Source organism: Spirosoma migulaei (genome assembly GCF_054776855.1).
Genome location: NZ_BAAHBG010000033.1, coordinates 66,585 through 87,018, shown reverse-complemented (window position 1 = coordinate 87,018; position 20,434 = coordinate 66,585). Strand labels below are relative to the sequence as shown.

General features: G+C 49.3%; 17 protein-coding genes. 6 read left to right on the top strand and 11 right to left on the bottom strand.

Annotated features, from left to right (window positions below):
- Positions 1–153: 153 nt before the first annotated feature.
- The 3 genes from ACYVGO_RS30145 to ACYVGO_RS30135 form a co-directional block, all read right to left on the bottom strand.
- Complete coding sequence (locus tag ACYVGO_RS30145; RefSeq protein WP_460972493.1) at positions 154–753, bottom strand: Crp/Fnr family transcriptional regulator; 600 nt, start codon at positions 751–753, stop codon at positions 154–156.
- A 98-nt stretch (positions 754–851) separates the two neighbouring features.
- Positions 852–1,757 (bottom strand): alpha/beta hydrolase, encoded by a 906-nt coding sequence (locus tag ACYVGO_RS30140; protein ID WP_460972492.1) that lies wholly within the window; start codon positions 1,755–1,757, stop codon positions 852–854.
- Positions 1,758–1,979: 222 nt separating this feature from the next.
- The gene (locus ACYVGO_RS30135; protein WP_460972491.1) at positions 1,980–2,630 is read right to left on the bottom strand and encodes a hypothetical protein; all 651 of its coding nucleotides are present in this window, start codon (positions 2,628–2,630) and stop codon (positions 1,980–1,982) included.
- 300 nt (positions 2,631–2,930) lie between these two features.
- Here ACYVGO_RS30135 and ACYVGO_RS30130 point away from each other — a divergent pair, with 300 nt between their 5' ends.
- From ACYVGO_RS30130 to ACYVGO_RS30120, 3 genes are read left to right on the top strand one after another with little or no spacing between them, the layout of a single operon-like run.
- Complete coding sequence (locus ACYVGO_RS30130) at positions 2,931–3,482, top strand: DUF4468 domain-containing protein (protein WP_460972490.1); 552 nt, start codon at positions 2,931–2,933, stop codon at positions 3,480–3,482.
- Positions 3,483–3,507: 25 nt separating this feature from the next.
- Entirely contained in the window at positions 3,508–3,990 is a 483-nt protein-coding gene (locus ACYVGO_RS30125; protein WP_460972489.1) for a hypothetical protein, read from the top strand.
- Positions 3,991–3,992: 2 nt separating this feature from the next.
- On the top strand, positions 3,993–4,496 hold the full coding sequence (locus ACYVGO_RS30120; protein ID WP_460972488.1) for a hypothetical protein: 504 nt from the start codon (positions 3,993–3,995) through the stop codon (positions 4,494–4,496).
- A gap of 5 nt (positions 4,497–4,501) precedes the next feature.
- Here ACYVGO_RS30120 and ACYVGO_RS30115 read toward each other — a convergent pair whose 3' ends face one another.
- The 5 genes from ACYVGO_RS30115 to ACYVGO_RS30095 form a co-directional block, all read right to left on the bottom strand.
- Positions 4,502–6,340: a hypothetical protein gene (locus tag ACYVGO_RS30115; protein ID WP_460972486.1), complete on the bottom strand. Its 1,839-nt coding sequence runs from the start codon at positions 6,338–6,340 to the stop codon at positions 4,502–4,504.
- Positions 6,341–6,382: 42 nt separating this feature from the next.
- A complete protein-coding gene (locus ACYVGO_RS30110) occupies positions 6,383–7,627 on the bottom strand; it encodes an FG-GAP repeat domain-containing protein (RefSeq protein WP_460972485.1) in 1,245 nt (414 codons plus the stop codon).
- Between the two features lie 96 nt (positions 7,628–7,723).
- Positions 7,724–10,588: a PVC-type heme-binding CxxCH protein gene (locus ACYVGO_RS30105; protein ID WP_460972484.1), complete on the bottom strand. Its 2,865-nt coding sequence runs from the start codon at positions 10,586–10,588 to the stop codon at positions 7,724–7,726.
- A 95-nt stretch (positions 10,589–10,683) separates the two neighbouring features.
- Positions 10,684–11,286 carry a 3-keto-disaccharide hydrolase gene (locus tag ACYVGO_RS30100; protein ID WP_460972483.1) on the bottom strand — a complete coding sequence of 201 codons (603 nt, stop codon included), beginning with the start codon at positions 11,284–11,286 and terminating at the stop codon, positions 10,684–10,686.
- A 344-nt stretch (positions 11,287–11,630) separates the two neighbouring features.
- On the bottom strand, positions 11,631–13,298 hold the full coding sequence (locus ACYVGO_RS30095; RefSeq protein ID WP_460972482.1) for a tannase/feruloyl esterase family alpha/beta hydrolase: 1,668 nt from the start codon (positions 13,296–13,298) through the stop codon (positions 11,631–11,633).
- A gap of 262 nt (positions 13,299–13,560) precedes the next feature.
- On the opposite strand from ACYVGO_RS30095, the gene ACYVGO_RS30090 reads away from it, so the two are divergent.
- Positions 13,561–13,908 carry a hypothetical protein gene (locus ACYVGO_RS30090; protein WP_142774770.1) on the top strand — a complete coding sequence of 116 codons (348 nt, stop codon included), beginning with the start codon at positions 13,561–13,563 and terminating at the stop codon, positions 13,906–13,908.
- Between the two features lie 116 nt (positions 13,909–14,024).
- Positions 14,025–14,546, top strand: a complete 522-nt coding sequence (locus ACYVGO_RS30085; RefSeq protein ID WP_142774771.1) for a ferritin — start codon at positions 14,025–14,027, stop codon at positions 14,544–14,546.
- A gap of 61 nt (positions 14,547–14,607) precedes the next feature.
- Here ACYVGO_RS30085 and ACYVGO_RS30080 read toward each other — a convergent pair whose 3' ends face one another.
- Both ACYVGO_RS30080 and ACYVGO_RS30075 read right to left on the bottom strand, forming a co-directional pair.
- On the bottom strand, positions 14,608–14,874 hold the full coding sequence (locus tag ACYVGO_RS30080) for a (2Fe-2S) ferredoxin domain-containing protein (protein ID WP_142774772.1): 267 nt from the start codon (positions 14,872–14,874) through the stop codon (positions 14,608–14,610).
- 51 nt (positions 14,875–14,925) lie between these two features.
- The gene (locus ACYVGO_RS30075; RefSeq protein WP_460972481.1) at positions 14,926–16,134 is read right to left on the bottom strand and encodes a DUF6371 domain-containing protein; all 1,209 of its coding nucleotides are present in this window, start codon (positions 16,132–16,134) and stop codon (positions 14,926–14,928) included.
- Between the two features lie 286 nt (positions 16,135–16,420).
- On the opposite strand from ACYVGO_RS30075, the gene ACYVGO_RS30070 reads away from it, so the two are divergent.
- On the top strand, positions 16,421–19,288 hold the full coding sequence (locus ACYVGO_RS30070; protein WP_460972480.1) for an NHL repeat-containing protein: 2,868 nt from the start codon (positions 16,421–16,423) through the stop codon (positions 19,286–19,288).
- 95 nt (positions 19,289–19,383) lie between these two features.
- Here the strand turns inward: ACYVGO_RS30070 and ACYVGO_RS30065 are convergent, their stop codons facing one another.
- Positions 19,384–20,424, bottom strand: a complete 1,041-nt coding sequence (locus tag ACYVGO_RS30065; RefSeq protein ID WP_460972479.1) for a sialidase family protein — start codon at positions 20,422–20,424, stop codon at positions 19,384–19,386.
- Positions 20,425–20,434: the final 10 nt, after the last annotated feature.

Below are 20,434 nucleotides of genomic sequence, written 5' to 3'. Positions count from 1 at the left end.
GCTGTTTTATAGTTTATAAAAAGGAATACAAACCGTTCAGTATCAGCACGAGCCAAAGCGCCTATCGCCTGTTCCCCTTGTGCGTTGAACAGGACAAAAGTCAGCAGATGATGGTACACAATTATTAACCCAGGTTAAAATCGTCGAGCCGTATTAACGACTCGCCATTCTTTTTCGGATACGGCTCAAGGATGGTCCCTGAATACCCAGATAGGACGAGATATGATAGAGTGGGATGGCATTATAAATATCCGGATGCTGCTCCATTAATTCCAGATATCGTTGTTCAGGGGATTGAAACAGAAAGCCTTCAGCCCGACTCATGGCAACTGTAAAGGCTCGTTCGGCCACTAAGCGCCCAAAACGCTCCCACTGATGCGATTGCCGGTAAAGCTGAGTCAGGTGGTTGATATGAATGTATAAAATTGTCGAATTAACCATCGACTCGGTAAAGTAATTGCAGGGAGTCTGCTCAATGAAGCTCTTGTAAGAAACAACCATCTGGTGTTTAGAAAAGAAAAACACATTCTTTTCTTCGCCCGTCTCTTCTTTTACATGATAAGCCCTGAAAACACCATCAAGAATAAAGCCAAGGTGCTTGCAAACATTTTTGTACTCGTTGTAGAACTCCCCTTTTTTATACTGTTTCCTTTGCCAATAGGGTATCGATAGTGAAAACGCGTCTTCGTCAATATCCGCAAAAGCCCGTAAGGCGTGTCTCAGTAAGTCGATATCGGCCATGTCTGGATGCACAGTTTTTAACGCAAAGGCGCAAGGTGTTTCGCAAAGAACGCAAAGATTTATATCCATTGCGCCCTTTGCGAAATACCTTGCGCCTTTGCGTTAAAAAATCACGATGTTGCGCCGACGAATTTCAGCAAATCACGGTAGATGATATTATTCTTCCAGAATAGTTGTGTGGCCATGGGAATGTGCTTCTTACCGGGCAACGTGGCAAATTCATGCTTGATACCGAATTCCTGAAGTCGCTGACGGAACCGCTTTGAGCTGTCGAGAATGCTGGGATAGGTATTCTCACCTACGTATACCAGCATAGGCGGGCTACTCGCTCCTACGAAATAGATGGGCGATACCGTACGCCAAACGGCGGGTACTTTCCCATAAGCCACCAGGTAAGACTCGTCGCCGGGATACTCCATTTTGGTCAGGTACCCAAACATATCTAAGCCTGCTGCATCATCGAGAATAGCCCCTTTCACTGGATTTTTAGTCATTCCTAATCTGGCAAACAACTGTGTATCGGTAGCTAGCAAAGCCGCTAGTCCTCCACCCGCCGAGTGGCCCATTACGAAAATTCGGTTCGGATCACCCCCATAGCCCCCAATGTGCTGCGTAACCCACTGAACGGCCCTGGCGCAATCATCGGCCATAGCGGGCACCTGAACGTTAGGCGAAAGCCGGTAATTGATAATTACGGTAACCACCCCCTGTTTGGCCAGACGCCGACCAATAAACCAGTAAATATTTTTGTTCCCGCTATTCCAGGCCCCGCCATGAATGAACACAACCACGGGCCGCCCCGTAGCCGATTTTCCGCGTGGAGTGTAGATATCCAGCACATGACGTTCGGCGCTGAAGTCAGGAGCTGTTGGCGATACATAGGGCACATCTTTGGTACGTCGGCTGTTCACCGAAATAGCGTATCCACTCATTGAAAACAGGAATACAACCAGTAAAATCAGGGCGACTGGAACTTGCCAGAGTAATCGCAAAAGAACCATTTTGGGGGACCTCATCAGAAGGAATTAGACACTGCGAATTCCCGCAGATAGACGTATAGTACGTCAATACATACCACAAAAATAAAGTTCTGGATTGGTACGAATAAATAAAGGGTTGATAAACACAAAGGGTACGTAGCTCATAAAAAGTTATTGAGTTATTGGTTATTTACTGACTATCAAGGCTTAGCCAATGACGAATAACCTCATTACTTAATAACCAGTACTTACTGACAATTACTGACAGAGCTGATTATATGCCAGCACCATCTCCCCAAATTGGTTCCAGTTGCGTCGACTGGCCATCGGATAGTGCCTGATAAAGGCCGGGCAATCGCCAAATAGCTTTTCATGTACGGCTTCCATGTCGCCCCGTTTGGCTACTTGTGCATCCCGACCATTTTTCAGGACAATATAGCTAAGATCCTGCCGGTTGGTCTCGAACGTAAAATTTCCGAACGTGTACTCAGATGTTTTCTTCCAGCCAGCTGCATCAAAATACAGGGCCACTCCCCCACCTGGCGGGGTTAGGCGCTCCAGTAGCATAGGCTTATCACTACGTCGGGGATTAGGGACGCGTTCAAAAATTACCACTTCCCGTTCTCTCGGAATGTAGCCGGTTGCGTACGCAAAATCGGGTATCCGTTGAGCAAGTAGCTGTAGTTCAGACCCTTTTTGTTTGATCTTACTCCCATCATTAGTGCGAATGACGACACTCGCGGGAGAATCGTTCAGGAGTGAACCGACCCTTATCTGGCCACGGATGGTATCGTTCTGGAGCGTAACCACGTAGCCTTCGCTCCACATCGTAATGGCACCAACCGGGTTATACTGTGCCCAGCAAAACGTAGTGGTTAGTAGGGCAGCGGCAATCAATATAGTTCTCATAAATGGCCTTACATACATAAACAATGGCGAAACTAATTAGCCTGGCTACCATACCGAACAGCATTCTGCATGAACCGTAGAATAAGCCTTGTGAACGGACGAAGTGAGCGTATGAGCTAGTAAAAGGAGCGTATTGACTTAATACGCTAAACGATATATTGTGCTTTTCCCACTACTTATCGACCCAATTCCACCCGCTGTCAACTCCGGCTGGATAGACCTCACTTAGCGCCCTACTTTTGAGACGGTTTACAATAGACCACTCTCTTTTTTTTAACGCCTTAATCAAGTTAACCAATCATGCATAGTGTATTTCTAGCGGCATTGACAGCCAGTCTGTTTATCGTCGGTGCTGTCCGGGCCGATTGTCCACCTGTCCTCACCAATGGGAAGCTCCACGGCATCCTGCCGGTTGTTAACCAAACCGTTACCTATACAGAAGTAGTCGATTGTGGTACGGTTTCGCAGGCCGATCTATTCCGGCGGGCCCGCCTGTGGCTCACTCAGTCTTTCCATTCACCTACCGATACCTTTTCACTGAACGACAAAGAAACGGGGGATTTAGTCGGGCGTGTTACGCAAGTGGTGAGCCTCCCCCGATCCGAGAGTTCGGCAGGGGGCGTTTATACATTTCGGTACAGCTTTATTGTGGAGTGTAGTAACCGCAAATACCGGGCAACTCTTACGCAGATTACGCTGGAGAATCCCGGAAACGCTCGCCCAATAGCTATTGAAACCTACTGCGAGAAGAACGAGAAAGATCTTCAGGGTATCTATTCAGAACTCGATAAACACCTTAAAACTACGCTGGTAACCCTTCAGGAAAACGTCAAGAACTACAAAGCGTTTTGACAACTGAATCACAGTCCCTCATCGAATGAATCGTACAACAGTTGCCTATTTAATAGGGCCTGAATTGATCTGGCTTTTAATGCTCACGGTTGCCGCCAGTATCGTTGCGTTTAACCAACCGATTGTTAGCGGGGGCCATTTCAAACTGATATGGATGAATTGGTACTTGCCTACAGTTGGGGTTATCCTCGCCTTCATACCCTTGTTTTGGGCACAGGGTAATCAATGGTGGTGGCTGGCTCGAACGATTATCTCTGGCCTGATAGGCGTTGGTTTGCTGGTCGGTTATTTATCTAAATCAGCCAGTTACGATGACATTCGGGATGTAGGCGTTATCATGGGATCTCTTTTATTCGTTGGGATTGGCTGGACAATATTGTTAGGAGTAGGGTCAACCGTTCTGTTTTTCCTGATGGCCCACTGGCCATTTCTGCCGGTGTTGAAATGGATATTAATGCTGCTGTCCCTAGGACTTATTGCACTGAGAATCTCGTGGGAACTTATGTAATTATGAACCGTACCCTTACCTATTTGCTCGGCCCCGAACTGGTTTGGCTGGGCATGCTGGCCATCACCGGACTGATTAGTAAGCTTAGCCAGCCACTTCCGGCCAATGATCATGACAAATTGCTCAACATCGGCTGGTTCCTGCCAGCACTGGGCGTTATCTTCGCTTTTACAACCTTCTTCTGGGCAGCGGGTAGTCACTGGTGGTGGTTAACCCGGATTGGCATTGCCAGCCTAATTGGCAGTTACTTTGTTGTTAATTTTTTATGTGAAGCTGCCCGCTACGGCGACAGTCGCGACTCAGGAATCGGCTCGGCGTTTATGGCCTTTATTGGGTTAGGCTGGATGGTTCTATTCGCGATGAGCTTTTTAGCCGCTCTCTGCTTTTTGGTCAAATGGCCTTTCCTGACTGTCTTTAAATGGCTGTTGATCACTATCGGCGGGTTAACCATCCTCGGACTTCTCATCGGCTGGTTAGCCTCATTCGGTGCTACTAAAGGGTCCTGATTGCGCTAGCAATCCAGAATCCACGTTCCGAAGGGCTCTATCCAGTGTTTATCTCCATGCGCTAAGTCCAGTGGTAGTTTTTCCGAAGGGACAGGCGTAATTCGATAGCCTTTCTGAAAAGGTTCAGGCAGTTGGACCGGCAAAGGATGGTCGGTGTGATTCGTAATCAACCAACGCCGACGCTCTCCCTGAACAAGCAGTAAAGTACTGCACGCCAGCGGATTGTTCGTTTTTGTATGCATCACCTGCCCTCCCCGAAATACCAGTATTTCAGCCAATAACACAGCAATCGGATACCGTTCAGCCGCTTCGGAAACAATTCCCTGCTGGCCAACGGTCTGGTAATACGTTATGGCTCCTGCCCCTGCTTCGGCCAGATACTTAATGCTACCCAGGGTCCAGCCAGCTAGCCAGCGTAAGGGTTGGCGGGCATCCGTTTTCTGGGCATTGCTCAGGATACGATTGGCTGGATCACGCGCATCGGGGTTGAGCCGCTGACGTAGCGTAACAGACGATACATACACAGCCGAAGCCCCAGAGAATGACCTCGCTGTCTGTACCGTATTGCCCTGTCCATCAACCGTTTCTACAATCGATCGTTTATCGAAGGCGTGTGCCTGCGGGTGAACGGCATAACTGATAAAGTCCAGACCCTCTGTTGAAATCCGGTTACGGTTCAGCTCTGTAAAGTTGTAGTTTGTTCCTGCCCCGACACGCGTATGCGGTAGTTCATGTCGTACCGTATTGAGTGCCAGACGAAGCATGTCAGCATTGGAGACAACCTCATCGGCTGAGAGCACCAATAAGTCGGACACAACTAGCTGGCTTTGCTGAACTGTATTCAGAAACGCCCGCAGTTCAGCCGTATAATTGGCCGATAGCTGAAGGGCTACCAACAACGGCCAGCCCAGCGTTTGTGCAGTAGCAACGTTCAGCAAAAACGTAGTCTCCCAGTCTGCCTGACGGGGCGATACGTCGATTCGATAGTGGTCGAACGAGCAGGACTGTACTGCCTGAACAACTGGCTCCGAAAGCGTATTGGTTTCGGTTGAGGCACTTACACCGAGCGCAGGCAAGGCTGTTCGTTGTTCGTCAACCACCTGGATAACAATGTCGTTGAAATTACTTTCAGGACGGCTTGGCAACGGTTGTTCAGGGCGAAACAGAATTCGCTGGTGAACCTCTTCGCCTTTCTGAAGCAAAACCGGAACGGGAAGATTATGTGGCGTACAGAACGTCTTGAACGACGCATCGGTCCAGTTACGCTGGTCTTCCGTTTCAAAGATATCGCCACTCATTTCCAGCTTAAACCAATACCCGCCCGCGTGGAGCCAGCGCATGCCGGCTAGTAGTTTAAATGGGTTCTCCGGGTCGATGATCTGCGGAAAATGGCTTACCTCGACCTTACCATCGGGATGAATCAACTCACACGGCTGGCCAGCCGTACCCAAAATAGGGTGCAGGATGCAGAAACCCGCCCGGTTTTTCAGGAATGGCTGGTGCGCAACTCCATCGATAGTCATCGAAAACTCACCCGAGGCTGTCCCTTCGGCTACGACATCCCAGACAAAAAACGTTGTGCCATCCTGCTCATAGTGGCAGGTGTAACTTACGCGAAATCGGTCAGGATCAACTGTCCATTGTTCATTCGAGAGAATGGGAGGCCACGTACCCCAATTTTCATCCCGAATCGCGAAGTAGACCATTCGCAGAATCTCATGATCCGCCCAACGGAAATACCGAAAAAATCCATTTTCGTAGCCGACTGTCAACGGCCCCATCCGCAGTTCGGTGAGTGGAGGCAGTGGCGTTTCGGCTTCGTATACTGTTTGGTTCGTGGTCATGTATAATTGGCGAATTGAATCTAAAGCACAACCCTTAAAGCCTCATTTCCTGATTTTATTCTCAAACAGGAAAACCCCATTCTTGTTGGCAATAACGATATCGGGTTTCTTGTCGCCATTCATATCCTGCGCCACAATGTTAAGGCCTGCACCTGAGTCATTATCAACGATATGCTCTTTGTAGTAAGGCTCCTTGCCGGGCGTAAACTCAAACCACATCAGGATACCCGGATCACTGTCGCCAGGGTCCCGACCGTGGTGGGCCAGAAATCGCTTTCCGGTAATATAATCCTTTCGGCCATCGCCGTTCAGATCAGCCATAATAGACGAATGCGTCTGAGCGGTGGTGTTGCTCATCAGGTGGGTTTTGAAATTGATTTTACCCTGTTCGTCCATCACCTGCTCATGCCACCAGACGCCAAGCTTGTGCGCCGATGCACTGACTACGTCGTTTTTCCCATCCCCATTTACATCCAGAACCTGCATATGTGAGCAAGGCTCACCCAGATCGGCCGGATGAAACACCCAGTTACCGGATTTAGTATCGGCGGTTCCTTCAAACCAGCCTTCCCGAATCACGACATCCTTACTGCCATCTTTATTCACATCACCATAGCCGATGCCATGAGAAAAAATCTCAGTTCCGGGCACATTTTCGGCACTCAGAGCGAATCGTCTCCATTCCGTTTCGCCGGGTTTTACGGGTGGCTTTAACCAGACAATCTGTTTCTTCGCCTTATCGCCACACAGAATATCGAGTCGCCCATCGCCATCGATATCAATAAACCCCGGCGATTCGTTGGCAATACCCACGGAATCGGCAATAATATGCTTGCTCCACTCACCGGGCTTGTTCTTCGGGTTTTCAAACCAGAAAGCAGGTTTACCAGGAAAGTCGATGATAACGACATCGTCCCAGCCATCCTGATTGACATCCATGCCCAGATTCAGGAATGAATCGCTATACTCCTTTCGCGGATCGTATACGCGGGACGGAGCCATCTCATGACGGGTCCAGTTAGGGGCTTCGAACCAATAATAACCAGCCACGATATCCATTTTGCCGTCTTTATTCAGATCGGCCACGGCAACCCCTTCCGAAATAAAATCGCGGGTGAGGGTGGTTTTCTTAAAGTTGCCCGCAGGAACAACCGTACTGGTTGCTCGGGCATCCGTATTACCTGCCTGCTGCTGACGTACCTTGAACAAGGTTTTTTCCTGCTGGCCATAGGCGCTCGTAAGCAAGCAGGAAAGGAGGATAGTGCTTAGACTTAGCTGTTTATTCATAGTGTAGGTTCGTAATCTGAGGGCTTCGCCCCCAGTTAGACTATGTAACCCTTCAGGGTTATGAAGTAATGGACTTTTACATGGCGACTCCGAATCTTACTCCTCTAGCACCTTGGCAATCAACGCCTGGAGTTCATGAGTTTCGTGCGAATGATCCAGTTTACCCACCCGGTCGTTCAGGTCTTTCAGCACTTTCCTGGCATCGTCTGTACCGATGGCCGCGATCCGCTGAATGGTGTAGGGCAGTTGCTTGGGCATTTTTGATTTTTGGGCCATTTCCAGCGCCCGTTTCATGTCGATGGCCGCCAGTGGTTCAGACGCATACCAAAGCAGTAACGGCAGGTTATGATCGTCTTTATCCTCCGATTTCTGAACCAATGCCTCCAGCACCTCCCAACGCTGGCTCGGCTCCAGCCGAAGCATAGCCGAAGTCAGATAAAGTCGTACCAGCGCCGAGTTATCTGATTGCGCCAGAGCGGCTAACCGTTTCAGCGTTTCTGTAGAAACGGCTTTGTTTTCGGCCAAAAGTTGTATGGCCCAGCTTCTGACGTATTCATTTTCATTGCTCAGCAAATCAGCCAGTTCCTTTTCGGTCAGACCTTTGGTCACGTGAAGGGCCCAGAGCGCGCGAAGTTTACGGGTAGCATCGGGGTTTTTAGCGAGAATTTCTTTCAGAGCTTTATGCACCTTCTTATTCGGGCCACGCTCCTGCAAAATGGTTCGAGCCTGACGCACATACCATTCGTTTGGATTTAGCTGGGCAGCAACCAACTCCATGTCCGATGCCTTGGTCAGATCCACCTGTACCCATTTATCGTTTTCATGGGAGATTCTGAAAATACGGCCCATGGTTTTGTCGTGTACATCTGGATTAGGGCTGTGACATTGGTTTTTATCGTACCAGTCAATGGCCCAAACCGATCCACTCGCATCGTACTTGAAATTCAGCCACTGCGACCAGGAATCGTTCATGGCCATGAAATCAGGTTTGTGGGTAACCACATAGCCTGAACCCGTACGCGTTGGATGATCCTGATTAAACCGGGCTCCGTTGATATTATTCATAAAAATATCATTGCGGTAGTCCTGGGGCCAGCTACCGCCGAGGTAGATCATAGCTCCGGAATGGGCATGACCACCACCCGCCGAAGCCGACCGGAAGTTACCGGCATGCGGTCCCCGTTCGCCCAGCCAGTGTACGTGGTCGGCGTGGGTTTTAATGTCGTCGTAGGTATAGGGGTTAAAATGCTTGCCACCCTGACGCTGGTACCGTCCGCCCTGGATCATGTGATACATGTGCGGAATAACACAGGCCGTGATGAATGCATGCCCGTAGTCGTTGAAATCAAGTCCCCAGGGATTGCTGGTTCCTTCGGCGAAGAGTTCGAACTGGTGGGTGGTTGGATGATACCGCCACACACCCGCGTTCAATTTCGTTCGTTCCGAATCAGGAGCACCTGGCTTACCAACATTCGAGTGGGTAAATACGCCGTGGGTGCCGTACAGCCAGCCATCGGGTCCCCAACGCAGACTGTTCAGCGTTTCGTGAGTATCCTGAGTACCCCAGCCATCGAGCAGCTTTTGAGGTGGTCCGGTTGGTTTGTCGTTTTTAAAATCTGCCGGAATGAACAATAGATACGGTGCGGCCCCAATCCATACGCCCCCCATACCCACTTCAATACCACTAACCAGGTTCAGTCCTTCGGTAAAGACCTTCTTCTTGTCTAGTGTTCCATCGCCATTCGTATCTTCAAAAATAAGGATGCGGTCTCGGCCCTGACCTTCGGGAGCCGGAACGGGATAGGTGTGTGATTCAACTACCCAAAGTCGGCCACGGGGGTCGAGCGTAAAACAGATTGGTTTGACAATATCCGGTTCGGCGGCTGCCAGTTTGATGGTAAACCCGTTGGGGGGCGTCATGGCCTGAGCCGCTTTGAGACCAGAAAGGCCCGCATTCAGGACGGGATCTAAGGGGGGTAGTATGATAATGTCTTTTTGTTTCAGCTCATTCGGGAAGTTCGGGCGGGTGGGATAAAACAGAAACTCATCAAAATTGATATGCGCCCATTTATCATTCGGGATGTAAGGAATCTGCGAAATACCGGTCTCGTTGTCGACAATCCGAATGAAGATATCCTGATTCAGATACGGTTGTAAATCAACCACAACCGGCTGAAGGGTTGCCCTCCCCTGCCCTGTACTGTGAAAGATAACCTTATCCGTACTGGCCTGAACAAGTTCTACCCGCGTATCCTGCAACGCCCCACCCGACACCCGAAACGCAGCAAAGGGCTGTGTGACCGTAAACGGTACCGATGTTAAGGTACCGATCTGCTTATAGTTTGTGGTGCCTCCGCTGCTCAGGAAATACGTTCCTGCAAAACCAATCGTCATGTCTTTTTCATGAACAGGAGATGGGTCCTGATCGAAAATCGGGCTGGTAAACGCATCGCCGGTAGCGGTCCAGTCTTTCAGCGTACCCGTCTCGAAATTCAGATTTAGGGGTTGGCCGTTTTTCATGGGCACCTGTCCGGCAATGGTTGCTGTTGAGATGGTCCCTTCTACTACCTCAAAACTTCCAACCATACCCGCAGCCCGGTGGCCCGGAACGGTACAGTAATAGGTATCGCTTTTATCGGCAGTAAATGTGATACTGGTGCTCGCTCCCTTCTCCTGAATGGTCTTGCTTTTGAGACCCAGTTTTTCCAGAGCGATATCGTGCGTCATTAGCTCGGTATCCGTAATGGTAATGCGGACCCGGTCGCCTTTATTGGCCTTTAACGTCGGATTACGGGTTCCGTCCTTGGCAAAGTAGCCCAGCATAGATGCTTCCAATGCATACTCCCGGTCAACCTTCTCGGTTTTCTGAGCAGGCTTCGGTTTGGCAGACTGTGCCGTGCTGTACGTACTGGGCAGAAGAATGACAGAAAAAAAGAGGATGAACAAACGAAATTTAGGCATAGGAATAAGTCGTAAATTGTTCAACATTAGGCAAGTTACTAATTTTCAAATGGGTGAGTAAGCGCATTCTATTTGGCCAGCGGCTAGTTGGGTATTTACAACTCAGATATTGTCAGGTCTCGGAATTCAACCTGGGCGACCCCTCCGCTATGGATCTGAACGGCAATGACTCCTTTTTGAGGGATTTTGCTATCTTTTTCAATGTAGTCGCAGGTTTTCACGCCATTGATGTATAACTCATGATGGTTGCCTTTACAGCGGATAATGTAGCTATTCCAGCCGTCTTCTTTCAGGACACGCTTCAGAATGCTCAAGTCTCCGCTTACTAATTTCTCCCGTCGATGTTCATCATATAGGTCACCCCAGTAACCATTGCCAATGTCGGCCTGGTAGCCAATGATTTTAGTACCCTCAAGGATAGATCGGTATTGAATGCCACTATTGATCATGCCCGTAGCCGGATCGCCATGCAGTCGAAACAGGCAGCGAAATTCAAAATCGCCGTATTCTTTTAGGGTATGCAGATAGGTGTTTTCCGGAATCTTTTTAACACCGTCACCGCTTTTAATCATGCTGTCGGCTACAGACCATAAGGCTGCCTGTGCCGGATCGACGGTTTTCCAGCCAGTCAGGGTTTTTCCATCAAATAAGGATACTGTTTTCCCCGGTGATTGGGCAAAAACCGGTACTCCACCCACGATTTGACAGAATACAATAAGGTGTAAGGCTAGAAATCGGCCTGAATAGCCTGACCCAGAAAAAAAACAATTCCAATATGATCTCATCCTTTTCCTAATTTCGGATACTGTCCTGCTTGTGTCTCTATAAAGTGGCAGCAATCCCCCTTATTACTCATTAGGTTAGGGTGTATTTATTTTTTAGACAGGATTACAGGATTAACAGGTTTTTTATCCCCTGACAACCCTGTTGATCACATAATCCTGTCTACAAGGAGGAACCACCTGTGCCGATAATCAGCCGAATTATACGTGGCCGAACCCCTCAGGCTACCCTTTAAATCAGTTAATTTATCTGGTAATGCTCACTTCAGGTATCGCTTGGCGGGAGCCAATACGTTGCCACGTGGATAATCGACACCCTGATAACTGGCGGGTGAGTTAGGATCTCCACGAGTATAGCTGGGAAGCTTCGGGTAGGGATAGACAGGTCGTAGGAATCGAACGCCATTAGCAGGCACTCCACCCGTAAAAGCTGTCGCAATCAGTTTATCGGGTGTAATACCCTTTTCGACCCAATTTATAAGAGCCGTTACTATATCATGCTCGCTATCCTGAGGAACATTGAGGGCCAGAGTCTGCCCACAATCGTTTAGTCCCGGTCCGCCACTACAATGAGCCATTCCTGGAATCAGGTAGAAGCGAAAGAAATCCGTCGTTCGGTTTAGTCCTCCCTGCGCTTCAATTACCCGCTCATAATACGTAACGGCATCCTGAAAAGGAACGAGGGGATCGGCCGTCCCCGAATACATGATTAGCTTTCCGCCCCGCTTTTTCAGGGGCTCTAAATCAGGATTGTTCGCGTTTAAGATCGGCGCTAGCAGTGAATCCATCTTGTCCTGGTCCTGATCAAAGTCAAAGGTCGAATAGTCGAAGTTGCTGCCAAACACCCATTTGTACTGGTAAAAAAGTGAAGGGGGAGACTGTTTGGGATTTTGTTGATACTCCAACCCGGCTCCTGAATTTTCGCTCCCCAAAGGTATCGGCGTATAAATTCGCTCGCCCGTCCGGGGATTGGTTGGGCCAGCGTAGATTTTTTTCAGAGCCGTCACTTGAGCGCTGGTGAAGCAAGTACCATCGTCGGTACCATTGGGGCATTTGGGAAGCGTTTCCGGATCGAACTGGCAGGCACGGGGATCGGTCAGGAAGTTATCGCCGGGCGCGCCCCCATCTTTACCGGCACAGGCGTTGATTACAGCACTGGTGAGTAGGGCTATCTTTTCCTTTGGCAGAAGCGCGCTGCCCGGTACCTGATTCGTCACCTTATAATTCCAGACAAAACCCGTATGTAAGTGAGTCCGGTTATTGGCGGGGGCTCCAGCCAGAATTCCGTTGTAATCATCGGGATACCGCTGTGCTTCCATTAACGCTTGTTGCCCACCCGTTGAGCAACCTGCGAAATAGGCATGGTGGAATGGCTTTTTGTAATACGCCTGGGTAACGGCCTTGGCAGTCATGGTCATTTCGTGCGTAGCTCGGTACCCAAAATCCACCCATCGTTCAGGGTGGCCAACGGCTTCGTTGGCGTTGGGCGACGTTCCCATATCGGTATTGGTCGTTGCAAAGCCACGTTTTAACCCATTAGCCAGTGCTGAATACGAAATACCCCCCGCCCCTCCGCCGGTACCCGTACCCAGAAATCGCTCATTCCAATTGGTCTGCGGAAGCCACACTTCAATCCGAATGGTTGATTCCGGCGTGGGCTTTAGCGTAGCCGCCACCCGGCAAAAAGCAGGTAGATCAGCAATGGCCTGACTACTACCCGGTGGTGTGAACGACCCCGCCGGTACACAGTCAGCCGTGGTAATGGTAGCTCCCGGAAATGTCATAGCCGCAAGTCGTTGGCAGGCGCACTCAGCCGTAGTTGATGAACTACCCGTCGTATTCGGTGTACGTTGGGTCTGGGCATGCAGGCCAGGCGTATTCAGCAGAAAAAGAAGCGCAACGGCGAACAGATAGTTTTTATAAACCATGTTGATTACCAGTGAATCGGTTCAGGAATTGAGTACTGTAGCGTTTAGGGTGTATTCGTACCCAATACGTCCTCTCTTCTAAACCCGAATAACCTTAGTCCTTACTTACGTCCTGCCCCTAAAGAAGCTAAACAGGAAAGAGGTGACCAGGAGGCTTGACCGACTTCATTCTCAATTAATTTAGAAAGATTTCAAATAGATGTACTTTGATAGACTATCTGCTTGTATATTTGTGTCAACTAGAAGTGGAATACTCAAAACTATGCAAGTAAAGTACACGGCTGAATTATATCGTAACGAGAAAGGGGCAACTTATCAGTGTGATCTTACGAATCGGGTCATTGTTGAGTTTATCGATCTTGAGATTCAGTTTAGAGTGCAGGATTTTGCTGCGTTTCGGCGGAAAGTCAATACCATAGATATCAAGGCAATGTTGTTCGATCTGTCGGATGCGGGCGATTTTAAAGTCCTGGAATCGCCAGCCAACCAACTGGCACATCGCCTTACGCTTTGTGAGATCATTCAACTTCGTGACCTGCTCAACGGCACAAAGTTCGCTCTGGATCTCAGATCAATGCTTCAGGAAACATTGGGCGAACTGGTAGCTTAAGTATCAGTAGTTTTTTTGTTAGACTGATTCTAAATTTTCGGCAAATTCTTCTTGTTCAAACAACAAAGGTCTATTTTGCGTCTTATAAATTAAGAACCGCCTAAAACTATATAGCTATGAAGGATTTGCTCCGTATGCGCACCTCGTTGAAAGAGGAAATTGAGATTGCGCTGAACGCTCAGGTAAAAATGGAAGCTGAAGCTTCTCAGAAATACCTGGCTATGGCCGCCTGGTTAGAGCAAAATGGCTACGAAAAGTCGGCTAATTATTTCTACAAACAGTCGGACGAAGAGCGTGGGCATTGCCTGAAAATATTCCGTTATATTACAGAAGTAGGTGGCATCGCCATAACCCCTACGGTTGGCGAAGTGCAACAGGAATACGCCACCTTCAGAAGTGTTTTCGAACTAGCTTTACAGAGCGAAATAGCCGTTACCTATGCTATTAATCGGATCGTGAGCAAATGTCGTCAGGCAGAAGACTACGCCACAGAAGAGTTTATGATGTGGTTTGTGAAGGAGCAGCGTGAAGAAGAACGCAACGCCCGGCGTGCCCTCGAATTAATTGAACTCATTGAAGAAACAGGAACCGGTAAGTTTGTCCTTGATAAAGAGATCGCTAAAATCGGTGGTGAGTAATAAAGGTTCGTCAAACCTATCTTAGTAAAAAATCCAGCACCTGACTGAGGTGCTGGATTTTTTACTTTTCGAGAATCAACTCGTTGAAAAGCGACTGCACCTGCCATACCGAGACGTTGCTGAACCAACGATTTTGGGGCTGGAAACAAACAATAGGGGCTTCCTTACATCGGTCTGTGCAGTCTATTTTAATCAGCTCGACGGTATCTTTTAAGCCATGATCTCGAATCGACTCTTTCAGTTGTTTACGCACTTCTTTGTGTTTGCCGCATTTGCTGCCATCGCACACAAAAATGGATTTTTCGGGAAAATTTAGTTTATGACTCACGTTCTATACCTGCTCTACACCCAGTGATTACCCTACAAATATAGGGTGAATTTAGCTGTCCCATTCGGGTGAGTACTCAATCCACTGGTCCAGTAAAAAATCCGCCAGGTCTAATCCAGCGTCTTTTTCCTCTTGGGTGGCATTATCTTCCAGATAGGTCGATACCGTAATCTGAAACCCCTGCGCGAGTAGATCCCCAGCCACCCGGTTCCAGCGATCAAAGGCACTCCCATCTTTCGAGAGGTCTGGAAAGAGTTCTATTTTTCGCCCGCGTAACGGAGCCAGTCGCTCTGCGTTTAAGTAAGATAAGGCCCCAACAGCCAGCCAGATAAAACCAGGGAAATAAGGAGTGCTGATAACCGCCGTTTTGGGTGCTTCGACAATAGCCACCGGCTGATCGGCCGGGGCGGTCAGCAACTGTGGCAACCCAAATAAACAAGGCGACTTTTGAACATCATTACGCTCATCGAGGTAAGCCGCCAGCCAGGCTGGGTAAGGCTGGTTCAACGCATCGCACCGCCGGGCATAGGCTGAATGCACCCAGGAGGTTCTACTTCTCCGTTCACCATCCTTTACTACGTATTTGACCGTATGGAATGTATCGTCAAATAGTTTGATCTGGCCTCCCCGTATGCGCTCCAGTTCGTCGATGTACCAGAAAACACAAGCCCCCGGCCAACGGCCCGACGTACCAATAGCAAATCGCTTCAGTAGCGTATCGGCAACCGGCACCCCGAAATGGCGACGCAACAGGAAAGCAAACTGATTGAGGTGATAGTGGCCCAGCGACTGGTTAAAAACATCTTCAGGAATTGCAAAAACCGGGCTCTGTTCAACAGGCAGCCCGTTTCCACCAGGGCGGGCTTCGGGCTGGTCAAACAAAAAAGCAGCAACCCGTTCGGCTTGTTCGAGGGTGGCGCTCTCCGTGTGAATCAGATTCGTAATGATGCTTTGTTTCGATACCCCTTTATGTTTCTGCTTAGCCGCGCTGGAAAACCAGGCCCGAGGTATAGGTTTGCTTGTGTAACGCGCTTTCACTTCATCAGCATACGACAGGCCAGATGGACCTTTCTGATACGGATTGAGGTGATAGCCACAATTACTTTCCCGATCACACCGGCCATACTGATCAGGTAACGGTTCACCGGTTTGCGTATCTACATAGCGGCTTAATGTCCTGCGATGTTTAGGCCCACAATTCGGACAGTCCGTTTTGATTGCTTTTTTTGGTAACTGATATCGAAATGTAGTTTCAGGCATGAGACACTGTCTGAAATAAGAAGCATTCAAGTTATGGAATAACCGAATTTACGCAACAAACAGTACCATTATACCAGCATATTGCAGTTATTCATAATCTTTAGTTAATCGACAGTTCAGCGTCAGGCTTAGGAATCCCTAAAAATTAATTCAGTCAATATATTAACAATGAGCGATTTAAATACGATTTTAGAGCAGCAATTAAGCGTTCTCCCTACGTTTATCATTGATTATTCTGAATATCCATTTAATTTTCATCTGTTTATTTACTGTTACCTCCTAACCCATGAGAAAACATCTCCTAGTCTACAACTCAGTCAGATTGGCTATACAGGCCACTCTAAGTACCCTCCTTGTTTTAGTAACCCTACGACTATCCGCTCAAACTATCACTACGGTAGCTGGCTCTATACTGAAAGGAGACGGTGGTCCGGCCACCAGTGCAGCCCTGAATAATCCTGCAGGTGTAGCCGTCGATGGCAGTGGGAATCTGTTTATTGCTGATCAAACGAATCACCGCATCCGTAAAGTAGCCACCGACGGTACCATTACTACCGTAGCCGGTACAGGCTCCTATGGCTACAGTGGCGATAACGGCCCCGCAATTAATGCCAACCTGGGTAATCCTTCGGGGGTAGCGGTGGATGGAACGGGCAATCTGTTTATCGCCGATCAGAGTACCCATACCGTTCGCAAAGTAGCCACCGATGGCACCATCACCACCGTAGCCGGAAACGGTACTCAGGGGTTTAGCGGAGATAATGGCCCAGCTACCAGTGCCAATCTGAATAGTCCCTATGGGATTGCGGTGGATGGTAGCGGCAATCTGTTTATTGCCGATCAGGCAAACCACCGCATCCGTAAAGTAGCTACCGACGGCACCATCACCACTGTAGCCGGAACGGGCACCCAAGGCTATAGTGGCGATACCGGCCCAGCTGTCAGTGCCAATCTGAGTACTCCTGCGAGTGTGGTAGTAGATGGTGCTGGGAATCTGTTTATTGCCGACCTGGGAAATAATCGTATCCGTAAAGTAGCCACCGATGAGACTATTACCACCGTGGCAGGAACTGGCAGTTTTAATTTTAGTGGGGATAATGGCCCAGCTACCAGTGCAGAATTGGCCGGCCCCACGGGCGTGGTTCTCAACGGGGGGAATCTGTTTATTGCCGACCAGTCAAATAATCGCATTCGTAAAGTAGCGACCGATGGCACCATCACCACCGTAGCCGGAAACGGTACTCAGGGGTTTAGTGGAGATAATGGTCCCGCTACCAGCGCCAATCTGAGCAGTCCATCTGGTATAGCAGTGGATGGCACAGGAATCCTTTTTTTTGCCGATCAGACAAATAACCGAATCCGTAAGGTAGCCACCGACGGTACCCTTACCACGGTGGCGGGCAATGGCACAACCGACTTTAGTGGGGATAACGGACCAGCTATCGATGCAGCCCTGAATAGCCCATCTGGTGTAGCTATAGATGGCACAGGGAATCTGTTCATTGCCGACCGCACAAACAATCGAATCCGCAAGGTAGCTACCAATGGCACCATCACTACCGTGGCGGGTACAGGCACCTATGGTTTTAGCGGGGATAATGCGGCAGCAATCAGCGCAGATTTGGCGAATCCAACGGGTGTGGCGGTGGACGGCAGTGGCAATCTATTCATTGCTGATGCGGGCAATCACCGTATCCGCAAGGTAGCTACCAATGGAACCATTACTACCGTAGCCGGAAACGGCACCAATGGCTTTAGTGGGGATAATGGTTCAGCCACCGATGCGGCCTTGACTAACCCAACGGGCGTGGCGGTGGACGGAATGGGAACTCTGTTCATTGCCGATCAGACTAACCACCGCATTCGTAAAGTAACTACCGGTGGCACCATTACTACGGTTGCCGGTACAGGCACCAACGGATTTGATGGAGATAATGGCCCGGCCACCAGCGCTCAACTAAATACACCTTCAGGAGTAGCGATAGATGGCAATGGCAATTTATTCATTGATGATACATTTAACCACCGCATTCGTAAGGTAACCCCCGATGGCACCATTACTACCATAGCTGGCACTGGCTCTCAAGGGTTTAGTGGAGATAACGGTGCGGCCACCAGTGCCCAGCTAAATGCTCCATTTGGCGTAGCGGTCGATGGCACTGGCAATCTGTTCATTGCCGATCAGGCGAATAATCGTATCCGTAAGGTTAGTGCGCCAGCCAGCGTGAGTGTAAGCCCAGCCAATCCAACAGCCGTTTGCGCTGGCAGCAATTTCAGCCTTACGGCCACTGCACTTGGCTTCACTCCCGCTTCGTATTCCTGGAGCAGCCAACCCAGCGGACTAACGGCCAGTGGAGCAACGCCCACGTTTACAGCCCCTTCTGTGGCCAACCCAACGACTTATACACTAACAGTTACCGCCACCGATGGTACGCAGACTGCAGCAGCGAGTGTCACACTATTGGTCAATGCCTTACCTGTGGCCAGCTTGACAAGCAGTGGCCCCCTGAATGCTAGCATGACCAGCGCGACACTAACGGCGAGCGGAGGCAGTTCTTACACGTTTGGTGGACCAGGCCTGGTAAGTCAGAACAGCGTATCCGGCACAGCACTGGTCAATGCGTCAGGAATCTACTCGGTAACCGTTACTAATAGTGCTGGTTGCACCAATATCGCTAGTGTTTCGCTTACAGGTACAGATTTAACGCCTATCCTGATTTTACCCCAGGCTAATTTCCCCACAACGGGTAGCGTAGGCAACTTCCTGGTGAATATTTTTGAAGTAAATGGGCTACCTACCTCCATGAACAATGTGACGATTACAGTGACGGCCCCTCCAGGGTATACCGTCTCATTTACCAATGGACTCACGAGTATCGATGTATCGGGAGGTAGTGAAAACCCTGTACCTGTAGATAACCCAAACTGGTCCGTAACAAATACCGTGTCTGACCGCCAACTCACACTAACCATGGCCAATGGTGGATTTATTTCGGCGGGTGGTAAGGCCGTATTAGGTTTCAGTATGACTCGTACAACGGCGAATTCGGGCAGCTTATGCAATATCCAGGTGAATGTTAATGATGATGCTTCACTAACCTATGATGGCAACTTGTTAAATAATACCTACTCCCGAGTAATTAACGCCCTGTAAATCAGTGGGTGTCAGCCTCCGTAATCGAACTTGATTACGGAGGCTGACCCCCACTGATTGTATCCTCTTTTACGAACGCTCGTAAACATCACTTACTATCCTTTTTTCGGGTCCAGCACAACGTGTTTAATGCGCTGGCGTTTCCAGGTATAGGTTACGTGAACAAGACCATCGGCGGTTTGAATCACGGCTGGATACGAATATTCACCCGGTTCGTTTTCGAGAACAGCCAGGGTTTTCCAGGTTTTACCATCGTTGGAAATGGCTATATCGAGGGGTGTACGTGGCCCGCTCTTACCCATAACAGGCGATGTTGGGTTATAAACCAATACCTGCCTACCATCTTTCAGGGTCACAGCATCCGTACCTGAGTTAGGGTTAGGAAGGGTCGTTTTCTGCAAAGGAGACCAGGTTTTACCATCGTCCTTCGACCAGGTTTCCAAAATAAATCCACTTCTCTGGCTACGGCAAAGAGCCTGTAATTGCCCATTGGGGTGAAACAGAATACTTGGCTGAATTGCCCCATCGTCTACCCCATCGTTGATCGGGGCTGTTTTCTGCCAGGTTTTTCCCCAATCGCTGGTTCGCTCGAAATGCACCCGCCAATTATGATCTTCCGAGCTTGTTGGACAGAGTAAAGCGCCCGAAGCCAGTAAAACCGGCTTGTTTTTAATGGGGCCTAAAATACCATCGGGCAACCGCTCCGCAGCCGACCACGTTTTCCCTCCATCTGTTGACCGTTTCAGCAAGCCCCACCAGGTTGAGGGACTGGGACCAACTTTGTAGAATAAAATTAATTCGGCACCCGGTACCTGAAACAAAACCGGATTCCAGCAAGGCAAACGCTTGCCGTCGGGTTGAACACCCGTTGCTACCTCAATGGGTGTTGTCCAGTTCGTTCCCGTTTGGCTACTCACCCAAATACCCACATCAGGATGGCGTTCGTGTGTGCCCCCAAACCAGGCCGCTACCAGGCCTTTAGGCGTTTCCGCCAGGGTGGAGGCATGACATTCTGGGAAAGGAGCCTGTTCATAGATCAATTCGCTGCGAAGAATCGCCGGGTTGCCCGATTGCGCTAAAACATGGTGTGCAATCAGGAAAAAGGGAATAATAAGAGAGAAGGATAAGGTTTTCATACCCCAACAA